Here is a 15,410-nt window from a genome sequence, read left to right as displayed (position 1 = left end):
GTGACGTGGGCAAGTCACCGCTTTCAACTCGTGGGGATGGAATGACTGCGCGTGAAGCGAATCATCCAGGGGGCATCGTTACTGACGACGGATCAAAGAGCCGTGATGGTACCCGTCACGGTTGTCTCGTATGTTCCCGCCGCGAACGATCCAAACGTTCCGGTGATGAACTCGACCGACAAATCCAAGGTTGCATTCGAGACACCATCACTGACAGCGGAAACGGTTGCGATGTTGACCGAGTTGGCATAGTCCGTTTGGCCAGTGGCCTGCGAGATCGAGAACGAACCCGGACCCGTTTGGCTGTTGATGGACAATACCAATTTCGCATCTCGTTTGAAGTTGGGATCAGCTGTGTTAACAAACGGGCCATCAGTCGCGAAGGAAACGCTCACACCGTTTTGGCTGTTGCCAATCACGTTCCACGGCTGGGCTGTGAAGGTTTGATTGGCGTGAGTTTCATCGTGAGTCAGGACCGCATCGGCGGGAGCCGTCACGCTCATCGCGACCGAAACGTTCGCGGTGAATTTTTGTGAGTCCGTTGTGTCGGCGAACAAAGTCGAGACGGAACCAGCGGACAGAAGAGCAGTAAGAGCAAGGGCAATTTTTTTCATCGTTTTAAAATCATTCTTGGAGCAAAGTGGGCAATCTAGGAGCATGTCAATTCGAATCGCGAATCCAGACTTCCTTGTGCAACCCACCGTCATTCGAAACGAGTTTCTCATGTTGGCCGGGTGGGTTCGTTCCAGAGTCCGCCATTCGTTTTGACACCGAAACGTAAGCTGCGATTTTGCGTTCGGTCGCGCGGACAAATCAATTTTCATTCTCTGGCGGATAAAAATCGTTTGAAAAGTTCGGGCTAGAACCTGCTCAATGTTCAGACGCCCCAAAGATTGGTCTGGTCTTGAACGCTTTCGATGCACTATGGAAGAGGCAACACTTACAAAATTCACCTTGTGAGCACGTACCCGGCAGGGGAGTTACCGCCGTGCAGACTTTGAAAACAGCCGCCATTGTCGTACTCATGACGACGGTCCTTTACGGGGCCTGGATTTCGATGACGACGCCGCCAGATGCATTGCCGCCTGAAGTGGCGCGGGACCTCATCGTGGACGCCGATACTTTTGATATCAGCGATGGGATTCCTGAAGCCTTAGGCTCCCTCGACCCCCTCTCGGAGTTCGGGATTGATGACGGAACGGCGGCGGGTGCAGACTCATACGCTCAATCCGATGTCGGACTGAACGATCCAGCAAACGGCGGGTTCGAAGACTTGGACTCGGCCCTTGATGGCCCCGACTTCGACGCCGGACTCGACGCACCATCCGATCCGATGTCGATGGATTCCGTCAATCGAAGCTTTGCCGATATCCCATCGCAACCAGCTTCGGCGACGGACAATTTGGGCACGGAATCTAGTTCGTTCTCGATGTCTGATTTGGATTCTGCCGCCGCTGATATGCAAGCAAGCCGTTTGCCTGAGGTGACGCCTGGTTCAAGCACACCGATTCAACTGAATCCAAACCAAGAATACACGTCGACCGGAGCGACCTACCAGTCGCCAGATCCGAACACCGCGATTGCGTCGGTGAAGCCGTCCAAACAATCGACACCCGATGTGGTTGCGACTGAATCCAATGCGATCGCTTCGGCCGGTTTGAGCAACGCGATTGCGACCGCCGATCGGCAGTATCATTCCGATCGTCGACGAGAAGCATTGGCAACACTCAGCCTGTTCTACGAAACACCCAATTTGACAAGCGAGCAACGCGACGAATTGCTCAGTCGTCTTGACCCATTGGCCGCCGAAGTCATTTATTCGGCGGAGCATTTGTTGGCAGAACCGCACCGCGTGGGTCCCAACGAAACACTGATGGACATCGCGAAAAAGTATGAAGTGCCGTGGCAATTGCTGGCAAACATCAACGGCGTCGATGATCCCGTCACCATCCTGCCAGGCACCGATTTGAAAGTCGTTCGCGGCCCATTTCGTGGCGACATCGATTTGAAGTACCAAGAACTGACGCTGTTCCTGGGGGATTTGTACGCAGGACGATTCAAAATCGCCGTCGGAAACGACCCAGCACCAAAACCTGGTTCGTACACCATCCAAGAAAAGCAATCCGCGAAGACTTACTACGACATGTCGGGAACACCGATTCCGCCTGGGAACCCACGCAACCCTTACGGGTCGATGTGGATCGATTTGGGATCTGGTTTGAGCATTCACGGAAGCCCCGATGCGAACGCTCCAACCGACAAGGGATGCATCAGCCTGGCTGGCAACTATTCGCGAGACGTGTTCGGCATTCTTTCCGAAGGATCGTCGGTCACGATCCGGTAGTGGTTCGGCCGGCCTCGCTTGAAGACACTCGAATCGTCGCTCGGTCATTGTCCGAGCGACGCCAAGCCTTCAGGACGCCGAGACGTTCAGAGGACTACTTTTGCCGATTCAGCCGCATCAAAGCGGCCAGCTCGACCAAGTGACGAAGCGAATCGCAATGAGCTGTGTATCGCAATCGCGGTCGCAACTTGTCACACAGCGCTCGCCCACCGATTAGCAATGGGACATCTTCTCCCAACGAATCGGCCAACTGGTTTTGAGCCGCGACAAACATCCCCGGTTCGCTGACCGAGGAAACGCTCATCCAAACCATCTGCGGGTCGTAATCATGAGCCGCTTGGACAAAGCTTTCCATGGGAAGGTCATTGCCGAGACTGGTCGCATTCCAACCAACTTCGCGAAGTGCCAATTCGACCAGCATCGTTGGCAACTGGTACGGATCCCCTTCGGGTGCACCGCCGATCGCGATCGGAGCGGACTTGGGGGGTGATGGGATCTCAGAACGCAACTCGTAGATCAATCGCATCGCGATGTCACATCCACGGCGTTCTTGATAGACATCCAGTTCGTTGCAGTCCCAAGCTTCACCGAAACCGTGCATGGCATCGGTGATCAATGACTCAGCCGCTTCGCTTCGCGTGTTTCCCGATGCGATCTTCTGAGCCATCAACTTCCGACAGGCCGCTTCGTCACCTTGGGCCAACGAATCGCGAAAATTTTGATTCAGTGGGTCTTCGTTACCTTCTATGCGAGTCGTCCGATCCGGCGACAACTGAGGCAGCCCCAACAATTCGGGCTTCAGCAAGCAGCGGTCGTTGGCGTGAACGAACGCCTGCAACGCGTCCAGAGTGATCCGGCGATGGCCGCCCGCTGTTTTGATGACCGGGATTGTGCCGTTGTCACACCATCTCTTCACCGACGACTCGCTAACCTCCATCGCCGCGGCGACTTCTTTCGGTGAGAACTGGGGCTGACGGGCTGCCACGAGACACACTGGGATGAGAGAGAAGAACGAAGAGAACGTTTTGCGGGACAAGGTGAACGTTTTAAACACCTCAGTTGAACGTTTCCAGTGTAATCGGCTGACAATGGTGGACGTTTATCGCTCATCACTCGCTCGAGCAGTGAACGATCTCCGATCGTTTCGCCACGATTTTTGACTTTGCAAATACAAGGAATTCTTTATTCGACGGGAATTTCGCTTGCATTCGGTTTTGCAGGCCGATATACCAATGGACGTTATGAACGTTTTGGAAGACCCAAACGTTCACGCAAGTGCATCGTTCGGCACATCAATTGCGGAACTCACGACGCAATGTCCATTGGGTTGGAAGAGAACGTTGACTCGAATTCGCCGCTGGGTGACTTCCAAAGTCGGCACCTCGTTCACTGACCCTGCGATTTAGCTATCAGCCATCAAGCCAGCCATTCGAAAAGGTCGAAAAATGCCAACCCTCACCGCTTCCACAGTTCCCGCCCGCCGCCCCGCCTGGCTCAACTGTTCGGAATTGGACCAAGCGATGGCTGAGGTTCAGCCGTTGTTGACGGACATCACAAACGAGGACCACGCCACTCTGCGAAAGCTGACCAAACGCCGGCTGCGTCAAGAAATCGACTTCATCTCAAACGAAAAGTTCACATCGGTCCGAGAGGGCAAGAGGATCTTTTCGCAATCGCTCGGTTTGGCTCCTCGGGAAACCGCACTCGGAATCGCTACGATCCGCCGCAGCGGAGTTGACCTGCCGATTCACCTGGGGCGGTTGTGTGAAGCACCTCTGCTCAAGCCCGAACAAGAAAAGATGTTGTTCGAGCGAATGAACTACCTGTTGCAACAGGCGGCGATCCATCGCAGCGTCCTGAACCCTGAGCGTCCTTCGCGGCACCGATTGGAATTGATCGAGTTGTTTGTCGCCCTGGCTGACTGGCACCGCGACCGAATCGTCGAAGCCAACTTGCGTCTCGTATTCTCGATCGTCAAGAAGTTCGTCAACCCAAACAACACCTTTGATGATCTGCTCAGCGACGGCATTGTTGCTCTGATTCGCGCGGTTGAAAAATTCGACTTCGATCGCGGTTTCCGATTCAGCACCTACGCAACCCAGGTTGTCCGTCGAAACTCATACCGAACCGTTGTGTTGAAGCAACAAGAACGCCAAAAGGTCCAAGGGGGGCTGCAGGACATGGATATCGATGTCAGTGAAGAAGAACGCTCTTCCGCGATCAGTGAAAAACGATGGCACGAATTGCGAAGTCGACTCAGCGTGATGCTGGGCGATTTGGATCGTCGCGAAAAATTCATCATTCGCGCTCGGTTCTCACTCGGGCCTCACCGCAAAGTTCACACACTGCAATCGCTGGCCGATCGTTTGGGTGTCTCAAAGGAACGAGTCCGTCAGCTCGAACGCCGCGCAATGGACAAACTCCGTGCGATGGCTGGTGACGTCCAGTTGGCAGAGTTGGAAGCGTAGTATCCGGTGGCATCAAACTCCGACCACTCGAATCATTCTTCTAGTAAAGTTTCATCCACGGACAGATCCGCATTGTCCCGGTGGTGGCGAAAGCTCCCAGCAACCCGAAGAGTGTCAACCTCAAGCAGGAACCGAACACTACGCCGCTACGGTTCAATTGCCCGTCAGTCTCGATGACGCGTTTGCTTACCATGAACGCCCCGGTTGTCTGAATCGGCTGACTCCGCCTTGGGAAAGCGTTCAAGTCGAACATTCGGATCAGTCACTGGCACCAGGAAGCCGTGTCGTCCTGAAGACAAAGATCGCGGGCATCCCCGTTCGCTGGAAAGCCCGCCATGTGTGGTACGATCCACCTCATGGCTTTGCCGATGTACAAGACTCCGGTCCGTTCGCTCGTTGGGCTCACCGGCATTTGTTCGAGTCGCTCGGCTCAGACCGTTCCCAGCTTACCGATGCGATCGAGTACAAATTGCCTGCGGGAGTTGCCGGCAAGGTGTTTGGTAGCGGCAAGGCTCGTCGAACCATCGAAGCGATGTTCGCCTATCGCCACCGCGTCACTCAGGATGATTTGCAGATGATGGCTGACTACCCAATGAGTCCCAAGACGATCGCAGTGTCCGGTTCGAGCGGTTTGGTGGGCAACGCTCTTTGCACGACACTGACCTTGCTCGGGCACAAAGTTTTGACGATCACGCGCGATGATCACGGTGACGAAGAATCGGTTGCTGCCTGGGGTGATCCGCCTGAGTTTGAAAAGTTTGAATCGGTCGATGTGGTTGTGCATCTGGCCGGCAAAAGCATCGCGGGCAAACGGTGGACGCCGGAGTTCAAAAAACAAATTCGCGAAAGTCGCGTTGAGAAGACTCAGGCCCTTTGCGAGGGATTGGCCAAGCTGCAACAGAAACCGCCGGTGCTGATCTGTGCATCGGCAACAGGGATCTATGGTGATCGTGGTGAAGAAATCCTGACCGAGACTTCCGCTGATGGCGACGACTTCTTGGCCGATGTCGCTCGGCAGTGGGAAGATGCGTGCCAACCCGCACGAGAGGCTGGCATCCGAGTTGTGAACACGCGGTTTGGAATCGTTTTGTCACCAAAGGGCGGTGCACTCCAACAGATGTTGCTGCCAGCGAAAATGATGGGCGGAAAATTGGGTAGCGGGCGGCAGTGGTGGTCTTGGATCGCTTTGGATGACGTTGTCGGCGCGATCGTCCATTGCATTCACAACGAACAAATCAACGGTCCGGTCAACTTCGTTTCACCCGATCCCATCCAGAACCGCGAATTCGCGAAGGTGTTGGGTGAGGTACTCAACCGACCGGCTCTGTTCCCGGCCCCCGCCTTTGCTCTTCGTCTCGCGTTGGGCGAAATGGCTGACTCGCTGCTGCTGGCTAGTTCGCGGGTGGTGCCTGAACAATTGCAACAGACGGGATACAAGTTTCGCTTCACTGATTTGAAGGATTGCTTGCGCACGCTTCTGGGCAAAGAACTTAAACCGGCGACGCAGGCGACCGCATGAACGCGAATCTTCTGTTGCTGCTCAATGCACTGTCGACCTGGTACATGGTCGGATTGATTTGGATGGTACAGATCGTCCACTACAAGATGTTCGACCGCGTTGGAGAAGATGTCTTTGCTCGTTACGCCTCTGATCACGCTCGGTTGATCACTCCGATCGTCGCCGTGCCGATGCTGATTGAAATCGCGACGGCCGCCGGATTGTTGATGACTCGCCCGGGGAATGTCCCACTGACCTGGGCCGTGGCAGGAATTGTTTTGCTGATTGTGATTTGGACCAGCACCGCCGCCTTGCAAGTACCGGCACACGGAAAGCTTGCCTCGGGGTTTCAGCCGGACGTCTATTCGACGCTGGTGACAACCAATTGGATTCGAACAATCGCGTGGTCCATTCGTGGAATATTGGTCGGTTGGGCGTTATGGACCCTGCTGCCGGCCAAGGTTTAACCTCGGTTGAGTTCTCCGCAGGACCAGTCTTCGATCGCTGGAAATGCCGCCGTCGCATCAGCGTCGATCGTTCCGGCGAACCAGCGTGTTGCGTCCATGGGTTTGGGTTAAGATACGCCTCCGTGTTTCGCATGCCGAAACGCTTCGATGATTCCCTCCCCATTCCCACCTCCCGCATCCCATGTCCCAAAAAACATTTGGATCGCTCGCGCTTGCGATCACATTCTGCTTCGGCCTGCTCAGTTCCCCTGCGATGCTTCGTGCCGACCAACCCGTTCAACTGATCTTTGATACGGACCTCGGCAACGACGTTGACGACGCACTTGCCATGGGAGTCATCCATGCTTTGCAATCACGCGGTGAATGTGAGTTGTTGGCTGTCACCATCACCAAGGACCACGAACTGGCCGCTCCGTTCGCAGACGTGATCAACACGTTTTATGGTCGCGGCGACATTCCGATTGGCGTTTGCCGCAGCGATGTCACCAACGGCGAAGGTCGCTTCAATGGATTGGCCGCGATCCAGGACAATGGCAAGGACCGTTATCCACACGATTTGCGAAGTGGCAAAGATGCGCCCAATGCTGTCGAGGTGTTGCGTCGTACTCTAGCAAAGGCCGAAGACAGCAGCGTCGTGATCGCTCAGGTTGGATTTTCAACCAACTTGGTCAATCTACTGGACTCATCCGCCGACAACATCAGCCCGCTGACAGGCTTGGAATTGGTCAAGAAGAAGGTTGCCAAACTGAGCGTGATGGCGGGTGCTTTCACTCAGATCATGAACAACAAAGGTCAGCCCTATGACCACAAAGAGTACAACGTTGTCAAAGACATTCCCGCCGCGCAGAAGTTGGCGAAGGAATGGCCGACGCCGATTTTGTGGAGTGGCTACGAAATTGGAATCGCACTGCGTTACCCGCACGAAAGCATCGAGCAGGACTACGGTTACGTGGAGCACCATCCTTTGGCCGAGGCGTATATCGCTTACAACCCGCCGCCGCACGACCGCCCGACTTGGGACCTGACATGTGTGCTGCAATTGGTGCGGCCGACCCGCAATTACTTTGGACTGACTTCGGTCGGCAAAGTCACCGTCGCCGACGATGGACTGACCACGTTTGAGGAAAACGCAGACGGTCGGGATCAGTACTTCACATTGAACAACGAACAAATCGCAAGAACGTTGGAAGCGTTGCAGTTGCTGTCCAGCGAACCACCGCATCCGGTGCATTGAACCAGAAAGGATTCTGACATCCATGAGTGCCCGTCTGATCTCTCTTCGTTGCGACCATTGTGGTGCGCCCATCGATGTGAAGGCGAAAGCCAAGTTCGTCACCTGTGGTTTTTGCCACGCGAGCTTGGCGATCCATCACACCGGTTCGTCGTACTCCACTGAGTTGCTGGAGGATCTGAAGCAAACGACGGACGCTTTGGTCAAGGACGTCGCGCAAATCAAACACAACGCGGCGCTGGATCGATTGGATGAACAGTGGGAACGAAGACGCCTGAAATTGCTCGGGACGAACAAACACGGGCACCAGATCACTCAACCGCTCAACCAGGCCACAATGATCATTGTGTCTGGTTTCGTGATCGTGTTCGCGTTGATCTGGACTTGCTTGGCCGCCGTGATGTTCGCCCCCATGGCCTTGTTCGGCTTGGTATTCATGGGCATGGCGGTGGTAGGACTGATCAGTTCGTTCTCGAAGATGAACACGTACAAGACTGAGCGAGCTCGCTACATGCGAGAGCGTCAGTCGCTGATCGAACAGATCCAAAGCAGCGACTGATCGATGGACGCTTCCTCCATCGCGGCTGGGATCACCAACCCAGCACGTGAGCGAACACCAACGGAGCACAGATCGTTGCGTCGCTTTGGATCATGAACTTGGGCGAGTCGGCATCGATCTTGTACCAAGTGATCTTTTCGTTCGGCACCGCTCCGCTGTAACCACCGTAGCTGGTCGTCGCATCGCTGATTTGACAGAAGTAGCCCCACAATGGGATGTCCAGCTTCAAGTCTTGAATCAACATCGGGACGACGCAAATCGGGAAGTCGCCCGCGATTCCACCACCGATTTGGAAGAACCCGATCGGGTCCTTCATGGTCGCTTGGTACCACTGCGCCAATTGCTGCATTTGTTTGGTGCCGGTCGCATAGGCACCGTGGCCAGGAACACTGCCATCGATGACATGGGCGGTGTAAATATTGCCCAATGTTGAGTCTTCAAAGCCGGGAGTGAAGACCGGAATGCCAGCATCCTTCGCCGCGGCGACCCAACTGTTTTCGCGAGGAACTTGGTAATGCTGAACCAATCCGTCATCGTCCAACAGGTCGAACATGTACTCGACCGGCATACGAGCGGCGTTCTCACCGGCCGCCTTTTGCCACATGGGCACCAACCGGTCCTCTAAGTGACGCATGACAGTTTCGGGAATGCAAGTGTCAGTGACGCGGTTGAAACCTCGGTCTCGCAAGGCGACTTCGTCTTCGGCCGAGAGTGCTCGCCAGTTCTCTACGATTTCGTATTCGTCATGGGCGACCAAGTTGAAGATGTCTTCTTCCAGGTTGGCGGCGGTGCACGTGACGGCGTGTACCTTTCCCTTGCGAATCATTTCGGCCAGAGAAAGCCCCAATTCGCCGGTGCTCATCGCTCCCGCCAAGGTCACCATCATCCTGCCGCCACCGTCAACAAATTCGCCGTAGGCCTTGGCCGACGCCAACAGTTCACGCGCGTTGAAGTGGCGAAAATGCGTTTCCAAAAATTTCGTGACATTCATGAAAGATCGGTAACCAATACGAAGGAGTGAAGCACTGAAGTCCACGGCAGCGGTGAGCGACCGATTCAGCCCCGAATGTGCATCCAGCTGTGATTTTGCGGTACTTCGCAAAAAAATAAACACTTGGCGATGGCGCCGAATCTTACCGTTCACTCGGCTCAGTGTCGTCAGGGGATCAATAGCAGTTTTGCTTCATGAATTCCGTCCAAACCGCCGTTGCAGTCATTGGGGGCACCAACCAATTTAGGTGCAAATTCTGAAACTCGAGCGAAACATTTTGCATCCCTTGATGTTGGATCCACTATGAACAAGCTGCAATCCAGAAGTGCGTCTCTGAAGCCCACTTACCGTCGTTGGATCCGGACGGCGATGACGCTCTCGATCCTCGGGATCCTGGTCGTGTTTGCTTGGAAACCGCGATTGGTCACGGAGAATTACCTTCGTGATGCCACGCACGTGATGGTGACCGACAGCGAAGTCCCCCCCGCTGGACCGCACGTCGCTGACACGGATCGCGAAGACGCGTCCTATCCAAAAGCAGACTCGCCGCGGCACCGTTGGTATATCGGTGGATTCCCGCTGGACGCTTACCAAGCCCGCATGTCCCACAACGAAGGCGTCGACGGTTTGGACCGTTGGAGCACGTTTGGACTGGGGTTGTGGATCGACATTTGGTTTTGCATCGGCGTTCTCGCGTTGGCTGGAATCGCGGCCTACAACATTCGTCCGGGACAATCGCCTTGGAATGTCCTGTGGTCGCCCAATCAGAACGACAACACTCGATACCGTCGCGCGTTGGTCGGCATCGCATCGGTCGGTTTCATCGCCACGGTCGCTCACTTCTACGAGACTCAACGTCGGTTGCGAACGTTTGAGCGTGAAACCATGGTCACGTTGGTTCGATCGACCAACCATCCCATCGTGGCCAATTTGCCTCTCGCGTTTCGCGGTCCTTGGACCCATGCGTTCCAACTGCAATGCCATCGTGAATCGAATTTGGAATCGATCGATTGGAGCAACTACAAATCGCTCGACTTCATCGCACTCAATGGCGAGATCGATCCGGTAACGCTGCAGGCCATCCAAGAGAACCCTTGGGTTACGGGTCTTCGTTGGACCAACGTCCCCAGCGTCGAAGCCGCCAATTCGGTGTTGGCACAATTGCCGTCGCTTCGAAGCGTCTCGATGTCATTCGAATCCAGCGACGAACAAGCGGAACCATCTTCCGATGCGAAGATTCAGATTCAATCGCTCAATCGGTTGGCTTCCTTGTCGCTACGTCGCATCCAAGCATCGGCAATTTGCACCGAAGACCTGTTGGTGCCTTCGCTAACGATGCTGGAAATTCAAACCATCGGCCCAAGCCCTCGAACTTGGTTGTTCGAAGACGCCAATCGACTGCAATCACTTTCTGTTCGACATCTGCGTCCGAATCGCCGAACCAACGCGGACGAATTGAAGTTGACCGTTCGTTTGATGCCCGCATTGACGGAGCTTTCAATCGACGCGGGCATCCCCGTCGACTTGAGCCTCCTCGAGTTGCCACGTTTGACCAAACTGCATGGCATCGATTCCTATTCGATGCGGTTCAGCAACTCGGACGGAGAAGACGGCTACATCGCGCGAGTATCATCGCTGAAGATGTCCGGTCTCAGTTCGTTGACCAAGCTTGAGTTGGCTGGCGAAAACTTTGACGAATGGGAAATCGAAGAGTGTCCACGGCTGCACGATGTTCGGATCACCCGACCTGCACCAGGCGGCTACGGTCGCTTTCGTCGCAGTGCGCGAGGCTGGGAAGCTCCGCCTCAATTTGTCGGCGCTCGCTTCCTTGCCGCGGTCGCATCTGGCCCCGCTCCATTGCCGCAAAAATCGACGAAGGGGTTGATGGCTTGGTCCGCGTCGTTGCCATCACTTCGCACGCTGAATTTTGATGGCATGAACCTCACCACGTGTGACCTGGCGAAATTGAAGTCATGCTCGTTCTTGAAATCACTGACCCTCGAAAACTGTCAACTCGATCCGCGACAACTTGAAGAACTGCAAGTCGTCAGCACGCTTCGTGAATTGTCGGTTTCGGGTACTGAGATCGATCCCGAAGTCGTCCCACAATTGCTGGCGATGCACAGCAATTGGGAGGTTTTGGAACTGCCTTGGGAAGAGCTGGAAGAAATCCGGATTGTTGACCAACCACAACTCAAGCGAGCTTTCCGCACACGAACCCTGCGAGCCAAACACATCGAGCTGGTGAATCTGGAATCGCTGGTCAGCCGATTGCGTGTTGCTCCCGGTGCAGAAACTATTCGCGTGGTCAATCTGCCTCGCCTGACCGAGATCGACATTCGTCGTCCAAACACAGACCAGATCGAAGTTGAACGAGTGCCGCACTTGTTGTCGTTCACCTTGGAACGAGGCGTGTTGAATTCAGCAACGCTCAGCAGCCTGACGCAGAGTCGCCAATTGCACTCGTTGATTTTGCCGGGCACCGACTATCCCGAAGGACTGGGCAAACATTTCGCGTCCTGGCCCGGACTGCAAGAAATCAACGTGATGGGAACAACGATCGGCGATGACGATTTGCGAGATCTGCCGAGCCTGAAGAACCTTCGACGTCTGCGTTTGGACCACACCGCGCTGACCGACAAAGGTATTTCTACACTTGCACGATGTGCTCGCCTGCAAAGTGTCTCGCTGATGGGTCTGGAATTGTCCAGCACCGCGTTTGAGCCTTTGGCTGCTTTGGCATGGCTGATGGAATTGTCGGTGAACGAATCGATTTCGCTCCCCGATGCACTTCAGTCCATTCGCTTGATGCCCGATGAATGGGCCGCTGAGAGTTCTGACCCGCGTTTGGCCGAAAAGTGGTTCAACGGTATCCGCCCCGGTGCTAACCGTGCAACGGAGTTTTCCCGCCGTAGGCCGCCTCGTGGGCGGCACCCACGGTGGGTGTCCAACGAAGAAAAGGGTTCCAACGAGGCATCGGATTCGCAACGGTTGATTCCGCCGTTTGATGCAACGTGACCAAAACGCCAGCCATGGCGAACAGATACATGTGCACCATGTGAATGATACCGACTTCATGGAACATTCCATTGCACACGTAACCGCTGAGCAACCCCAGCATCAAAATGCCGATGGTTCGGCGATGATCCTCGGCGATAGGATCCCAAAGAGTTGCCCGCATCTGTGAACCTGTCGCATCGGCATGTTTCGCCGAAGCAAGCTGCCACGCCAAGCAAAACAATCCGATCAGCATCAACAAGTGCATGCTGAAACCGAAGAGTCCCAAGTCCACCAGCGTCGACAAGAAGACGTTGTGTTGCATGTAAGGCCGGGCGTTTTCCAAAGGCACACCGTGCCGCCGAATCGCGTGATAGGGCTCCGCCGCATCGAAGTAGTTGCCATACCCGTGGCCACCCAACGGTCGGTCCAGGAACATTTCGTAAGCCACCAAAGCCAGCAGGGGTCTCAACTCGACGCTTTTGGCGGCGTCCGCGGCACTCAACGCCTTGTCGCGTTTCATGCTCATCATTTGATCTTTCAATCCCATCGCCATCGCACCGCTGAATACGACCACGCCGGCCAGTGCGACGATTCGAACGCGGCGAGGGACATAGATCATTCCGATCCAACCCAAGGCGGCGATGGCGCCCAACCAAACGCTTCGCGTCAACGTCGAATAGCAGCCTGCCAACATGAGCAAAGCCAACAACGCGTACCAAGCTTTGCCGTGGCGTCCGCTATCGAGAAAGCGACTTGCACACGCGGCCAAAGCCAGCGTCAGCAAAATTCCATTTCCGGCTGGATTCAACAGGGGTCCGCGGCCTCGCCCGTAGAATTCCCAGACTTCGGGATCGTTGATAAACCGAGGGAACACCAGGGCTCGGAGATCCAGCATTTCCATCACGCCGGTGAACGCCAGGTACGCTCCCATCGCGATTAGAGCGGTGACCATTCGGTGAATGTCTTGTCGAGTGAAGGTGGCGGTACGCATCACCGCGTACAAACTGCACGGCAATGCCATGTAGAACAGCCATCTGGCGATTGGCGGCTGACCGTCACCAAACATTCCGAATCGCAAACAACTCAGCAATGTGATTGCGACCAGGCCGAGGACGACGCCATCGGTTCGAGTCACACGCGGCAGCTTGTTCTCGCCCGTCAGGACACGGAACACGGCCACTCCGATCACTGCGACCCAGAGCAAACGATCCAAGCTGATCTGGACAAAACCGTTGAACGCGAAGAACGCAGGCCCAAACACGGTCCCGAGAAACAACACCGCCATCACCAACGTCCACGTGCGAGCGTTGTGCAAGATCGGAATGGACCAAGGAATGATCGCGAACAGAATCAGAATGAGAAGCAAGGTCATGCGGAACAATAGCTCACTCGATGGTCGACACCGCATCTCCACCGGCGTTTCTGGATGAAGCGAATCATCAAGTTTGACGGTTGCAACGACCTTTCCTGTATTGAGCTTCGTGCCAATTGCATGCATCGAACTCATTCTCCCGAGCGAAACGTTCGATTCGATCAGACAGGCGATCTGCCCTCAGCGTTCGTCCGTTCCCATTTGTCCGCTCGCGTCAGGAAACCCAGTGTCGCGCCGCGAAAATCATCGTCGCTTTGCCATGACTTGGCCGCTCCGCACATACGGTGTGGTTGCGTTGGCTGTTTGTGCGTGCTGGATCGCCGGTTGCTCTCATCCGGTGCGTGCGTTGGTCGGCGGCAACATGCGAATTGATGGCGACATGGGCGTTAACGGAGACATGGGTGTCGATGGCGACATCAACATGAACGGCACGATGACCACGGTCAGCAAGACCGACAACACGGCGTCTCCGGTTCGTGCGGTCCAGATCAACGCGAAGTCGTCTGATTCTCAATCACGCATCGCGATCGTGGATGTGGACGGATTGCTGATCGATCAAAACTTCAGCGGATTTGGATCGATGGGTGAGAACCCGGTCTCGTTGTTCCGCGAAAAGATGCGACACATCGAATCCGATCCGACCATTTTGGCGGTCGTCCTGCGAATCAATTCGCCCGGCGGCGGTGTGACGGCATCGGATATGCTCGCGCATCAACTCCAGCATCTCAAATCCAATCGCAACATACCCGTCGTTGCTTGCCTGATGACGACCGGCACCGGCGGCGCTTACTACTTGGCCACCCACGCCGACGCAATCGTCGCGCATCCAACATCGGTTGTCGGTGGGATCGGCGTCATCCTGAATAACTACAACATGGAAGACACGTTGGGTCAGTTCAATATCGTTTCGTTGCCGATCAAATCAGGCGACAAGATCGATGTCGGATCACCCGAAAGAATGATGCAGCGAGAAGAACGAGACCTGCTGCAATCGATGGCCGACGAATTCCACCAGCGTTTCATCGAACAAGTGCGTTCATCACGTGGCGAGCGACTGGTGGTCACCAGTGAAGTCGACGAGTCGAACTTGGATGAATCAGACGCAGACAAGCTGGACGCTGGTGATCTGGATCGCGACGACATGGACGACGCAGAGTTGAAGCCGAGCGACTTGATCCCGTTTGATGGACGCGTGGTATCAGGCCTGCACGCTCAAACGATCGGCTTGGTCGACCAAACCGGCTACCTCGACGACGCGGTATCTCTGGCCGGCCGAATGGCGGGACTGTCTTCCTCCCCCGCGTTGGTTCTGTTGCGACGAGACAACGATCGAGCGATGTCGGAATTCGACGTCACTCCAAACGTTCCGATGACTTCCATTTTGCCGATCCAGTTGCCTGGACTGGATCGCAGCTCGATGCCGACGTTCCTGTACCTTTGGCAACCTGACCCCAGCATCGTTACCGCCAACGGTGGTTAA

The 15,410-nt window shown here is 55.3% G+C and carries 11 protein-coding genes and 1 pseudogene; 8 read left to right on the top strand and 4 right to left on the bottom strand.

Translation table 11 applies throughout. The features are described from left to right. Window positions 1-92: 92 nt before the first annotated feature. On the bottom strand, window positions 93-614 hold the full coding sequence (locus RB_RS02790; RefSeq protein ID WP_164921410.1) for a hypothetical protein: 522 nt from the start codon (window positions 612-614) through the stop codon (window positions 93-95). A gap of 443 nt (window positions 615-1,057) precedes the next feature. Between RB_RS02790 and RB_RS02785 the strand changes: the two genes are divergently transcribed. Continuing rightward, window positions 1,058-2,344 carry a L,D-transpeptidase family protein gene (locus RB_RS02785; RefSeq protein ID WP_011118352.1) on the top strand — a complete coding sequence of 429 codons (1,287 nt, stop codon included), beginning with the start codon at window positions 1,058-1,060 and terminating at the stop codon, window positions 2,342-2,344. Window positions 2,345-2,438: 94 nt separating this feature from the next. Here RB_RS02785 and RB_RS02780 read toward each other — a convergent pair whose 3' ends face one another. After that, complete coding sequence (locus RB_RS02780) at window positions 2,439-3,329, bottom strand: helix-turn-helix domain-containing protein (protein ID WP_007335835.1); 891 nt, start codon at window positions 3,327-3,329, stop codon at window positions 2,439-2,441. 460 nt (window positions 3,330-3,789) lie between these two features. On the opposite strand from RB_RS02780, the gene RB_RS02775 reads away from it, so the two are divergent. The 5 genes from RB_RS02775 to RB_RS02755 all read left to right on the top strand — a co-directional run bounded on the left by RB_RS02775 (window position 3,790) and on the right by RB_RS02755 (window position 8,567). Continuing rightward, window positions 3,790-4,812, top strand: a complete 1,023-nt coding sequence (locus tag RB_RS02775; RefSeq protein ID WP_011118349.1) for a sigma-70 family RNA polymerase sigma factor — start codon at window positions 3,790-3,792, stop codon at window positions 4,810-4,812. A gap of 34 nt (window positions 4,813-4,846) precedes the next feature. Beyond that, complete coding sequence (locus RB_RS02770) at window positions 4,847-6,331, top strand: TIGR01777 family oxidoreductase (protein WP_164922676.1); 1,485 nt, start codon at window positions 4,847-4,849, stop codon at window positions 6,329-6,331. Then, window positions 6,328-6,777, top strand: coding sequence for a hypothetical protein (locus RB_RS02765; protein ID WP_011118347.1), 450 nt, complete (start codon window positions 6,328-6,330; stop codon window positions 6,775-6,777). The genes RB_RS02770 and RB_RS02765 overlap by 4 nt, the downstream gene beginning before the upstream one ends. A 181-nt stretch (window positions 6,778-6,958) precedes the next feature. Continuing rightward, window positions 6,959-8,011 carry a nucleoside hydrolase gene (locus tag RB_RS02760; protein ID WP_011118345.1) on the top strand — a complete coding sequence of 351 codons (1,053 nt, stop codon included), beginning with the start codon at window positions 6,959-6,961 and terminating at the stop codon, window positions 8,009-8,011. A gap of 76 nt (window positions 8,012-8,087) precedes the next feature. After that, the gene (locus tag RB_RS02755; protein ID WP_164922675.1) at window positions 8,088-8,567 is read left to right on the top strand and encodes a hypothetical protein; all 480 of its coding nucleotides are present in this window, start codon (window positions 8,088-8,090) and stop codon (window positions 8,565-8,567) included. A 31-nt stretch (window positions 8,568-8,598) separates the two neighbouring features. On the opposite strand, the gene RB_RS02750 is transcribed toward RB_RS02755, so the two are convergent. Next, window positions 8,599-9,558, bottom strand: a complete 960-nt coding sequence (locus RB_RS02750; protein WP_164921409.1) for a deoxyhypusine synthase family protein — start codon at window positions 9,556-9,558, stop codon at window positions 8,599-8,601. Window positions 9,559-9,861: 303 nt separating this feature from the next. Between RB_RS02750 and RB_RS02745 the strand changes: the two genes are divergently transcribed. After that, a complete protein-coding gene (locus tag RB_RS02745) occupies window positions 9,862-12,576 on the top strand; it encodes an adenylate cyclase (RefSeq protein ID WP_164921408.1) in 2,715 nt (904 codons plus the stop codon). A 304-nt stretch (window positions 12,577-12,880) separates the two neighbouring features. Here the strand turns inward: RB_RS02745 and RB_RS27980 are convergent. Continuing rightward, window positions 12,881-13,252: pseudogene (locus tag RB_RS27980) on the bottom strand (O-antigen ligase family protein); the annotation flags it as partial. A 937-nt stretch (window positions 13,253-14,189) separates the two neighbouring features. Between RB_RS27980 and RB_RS02735 the strand changes: the two are divergent. Further along, window positions 14,190-15,410 (top strand): S49 family peptidase, encoded by a 1,221-nt coding sequence (locus tag RB_RS02735; RefSeq protein ID WP_164922674.1) that lies wholly within the window; start codon window positions 14,190-14,192, stop codon window positions 15,408-15,410.

The sequence above is a fragment of the Rhodopirellula baltica SH 1 genome, assembly GCF_000196115.1.
GTDB lineage: Bacteria > Planctomycetota > Planctomycetia > Pirellulales > Pirellulaceae > Rhodopirellula > Rhodopirellula baltica.
This window is presented reverse-complemented; position numbering and strand designations above follow the sequence as displayed.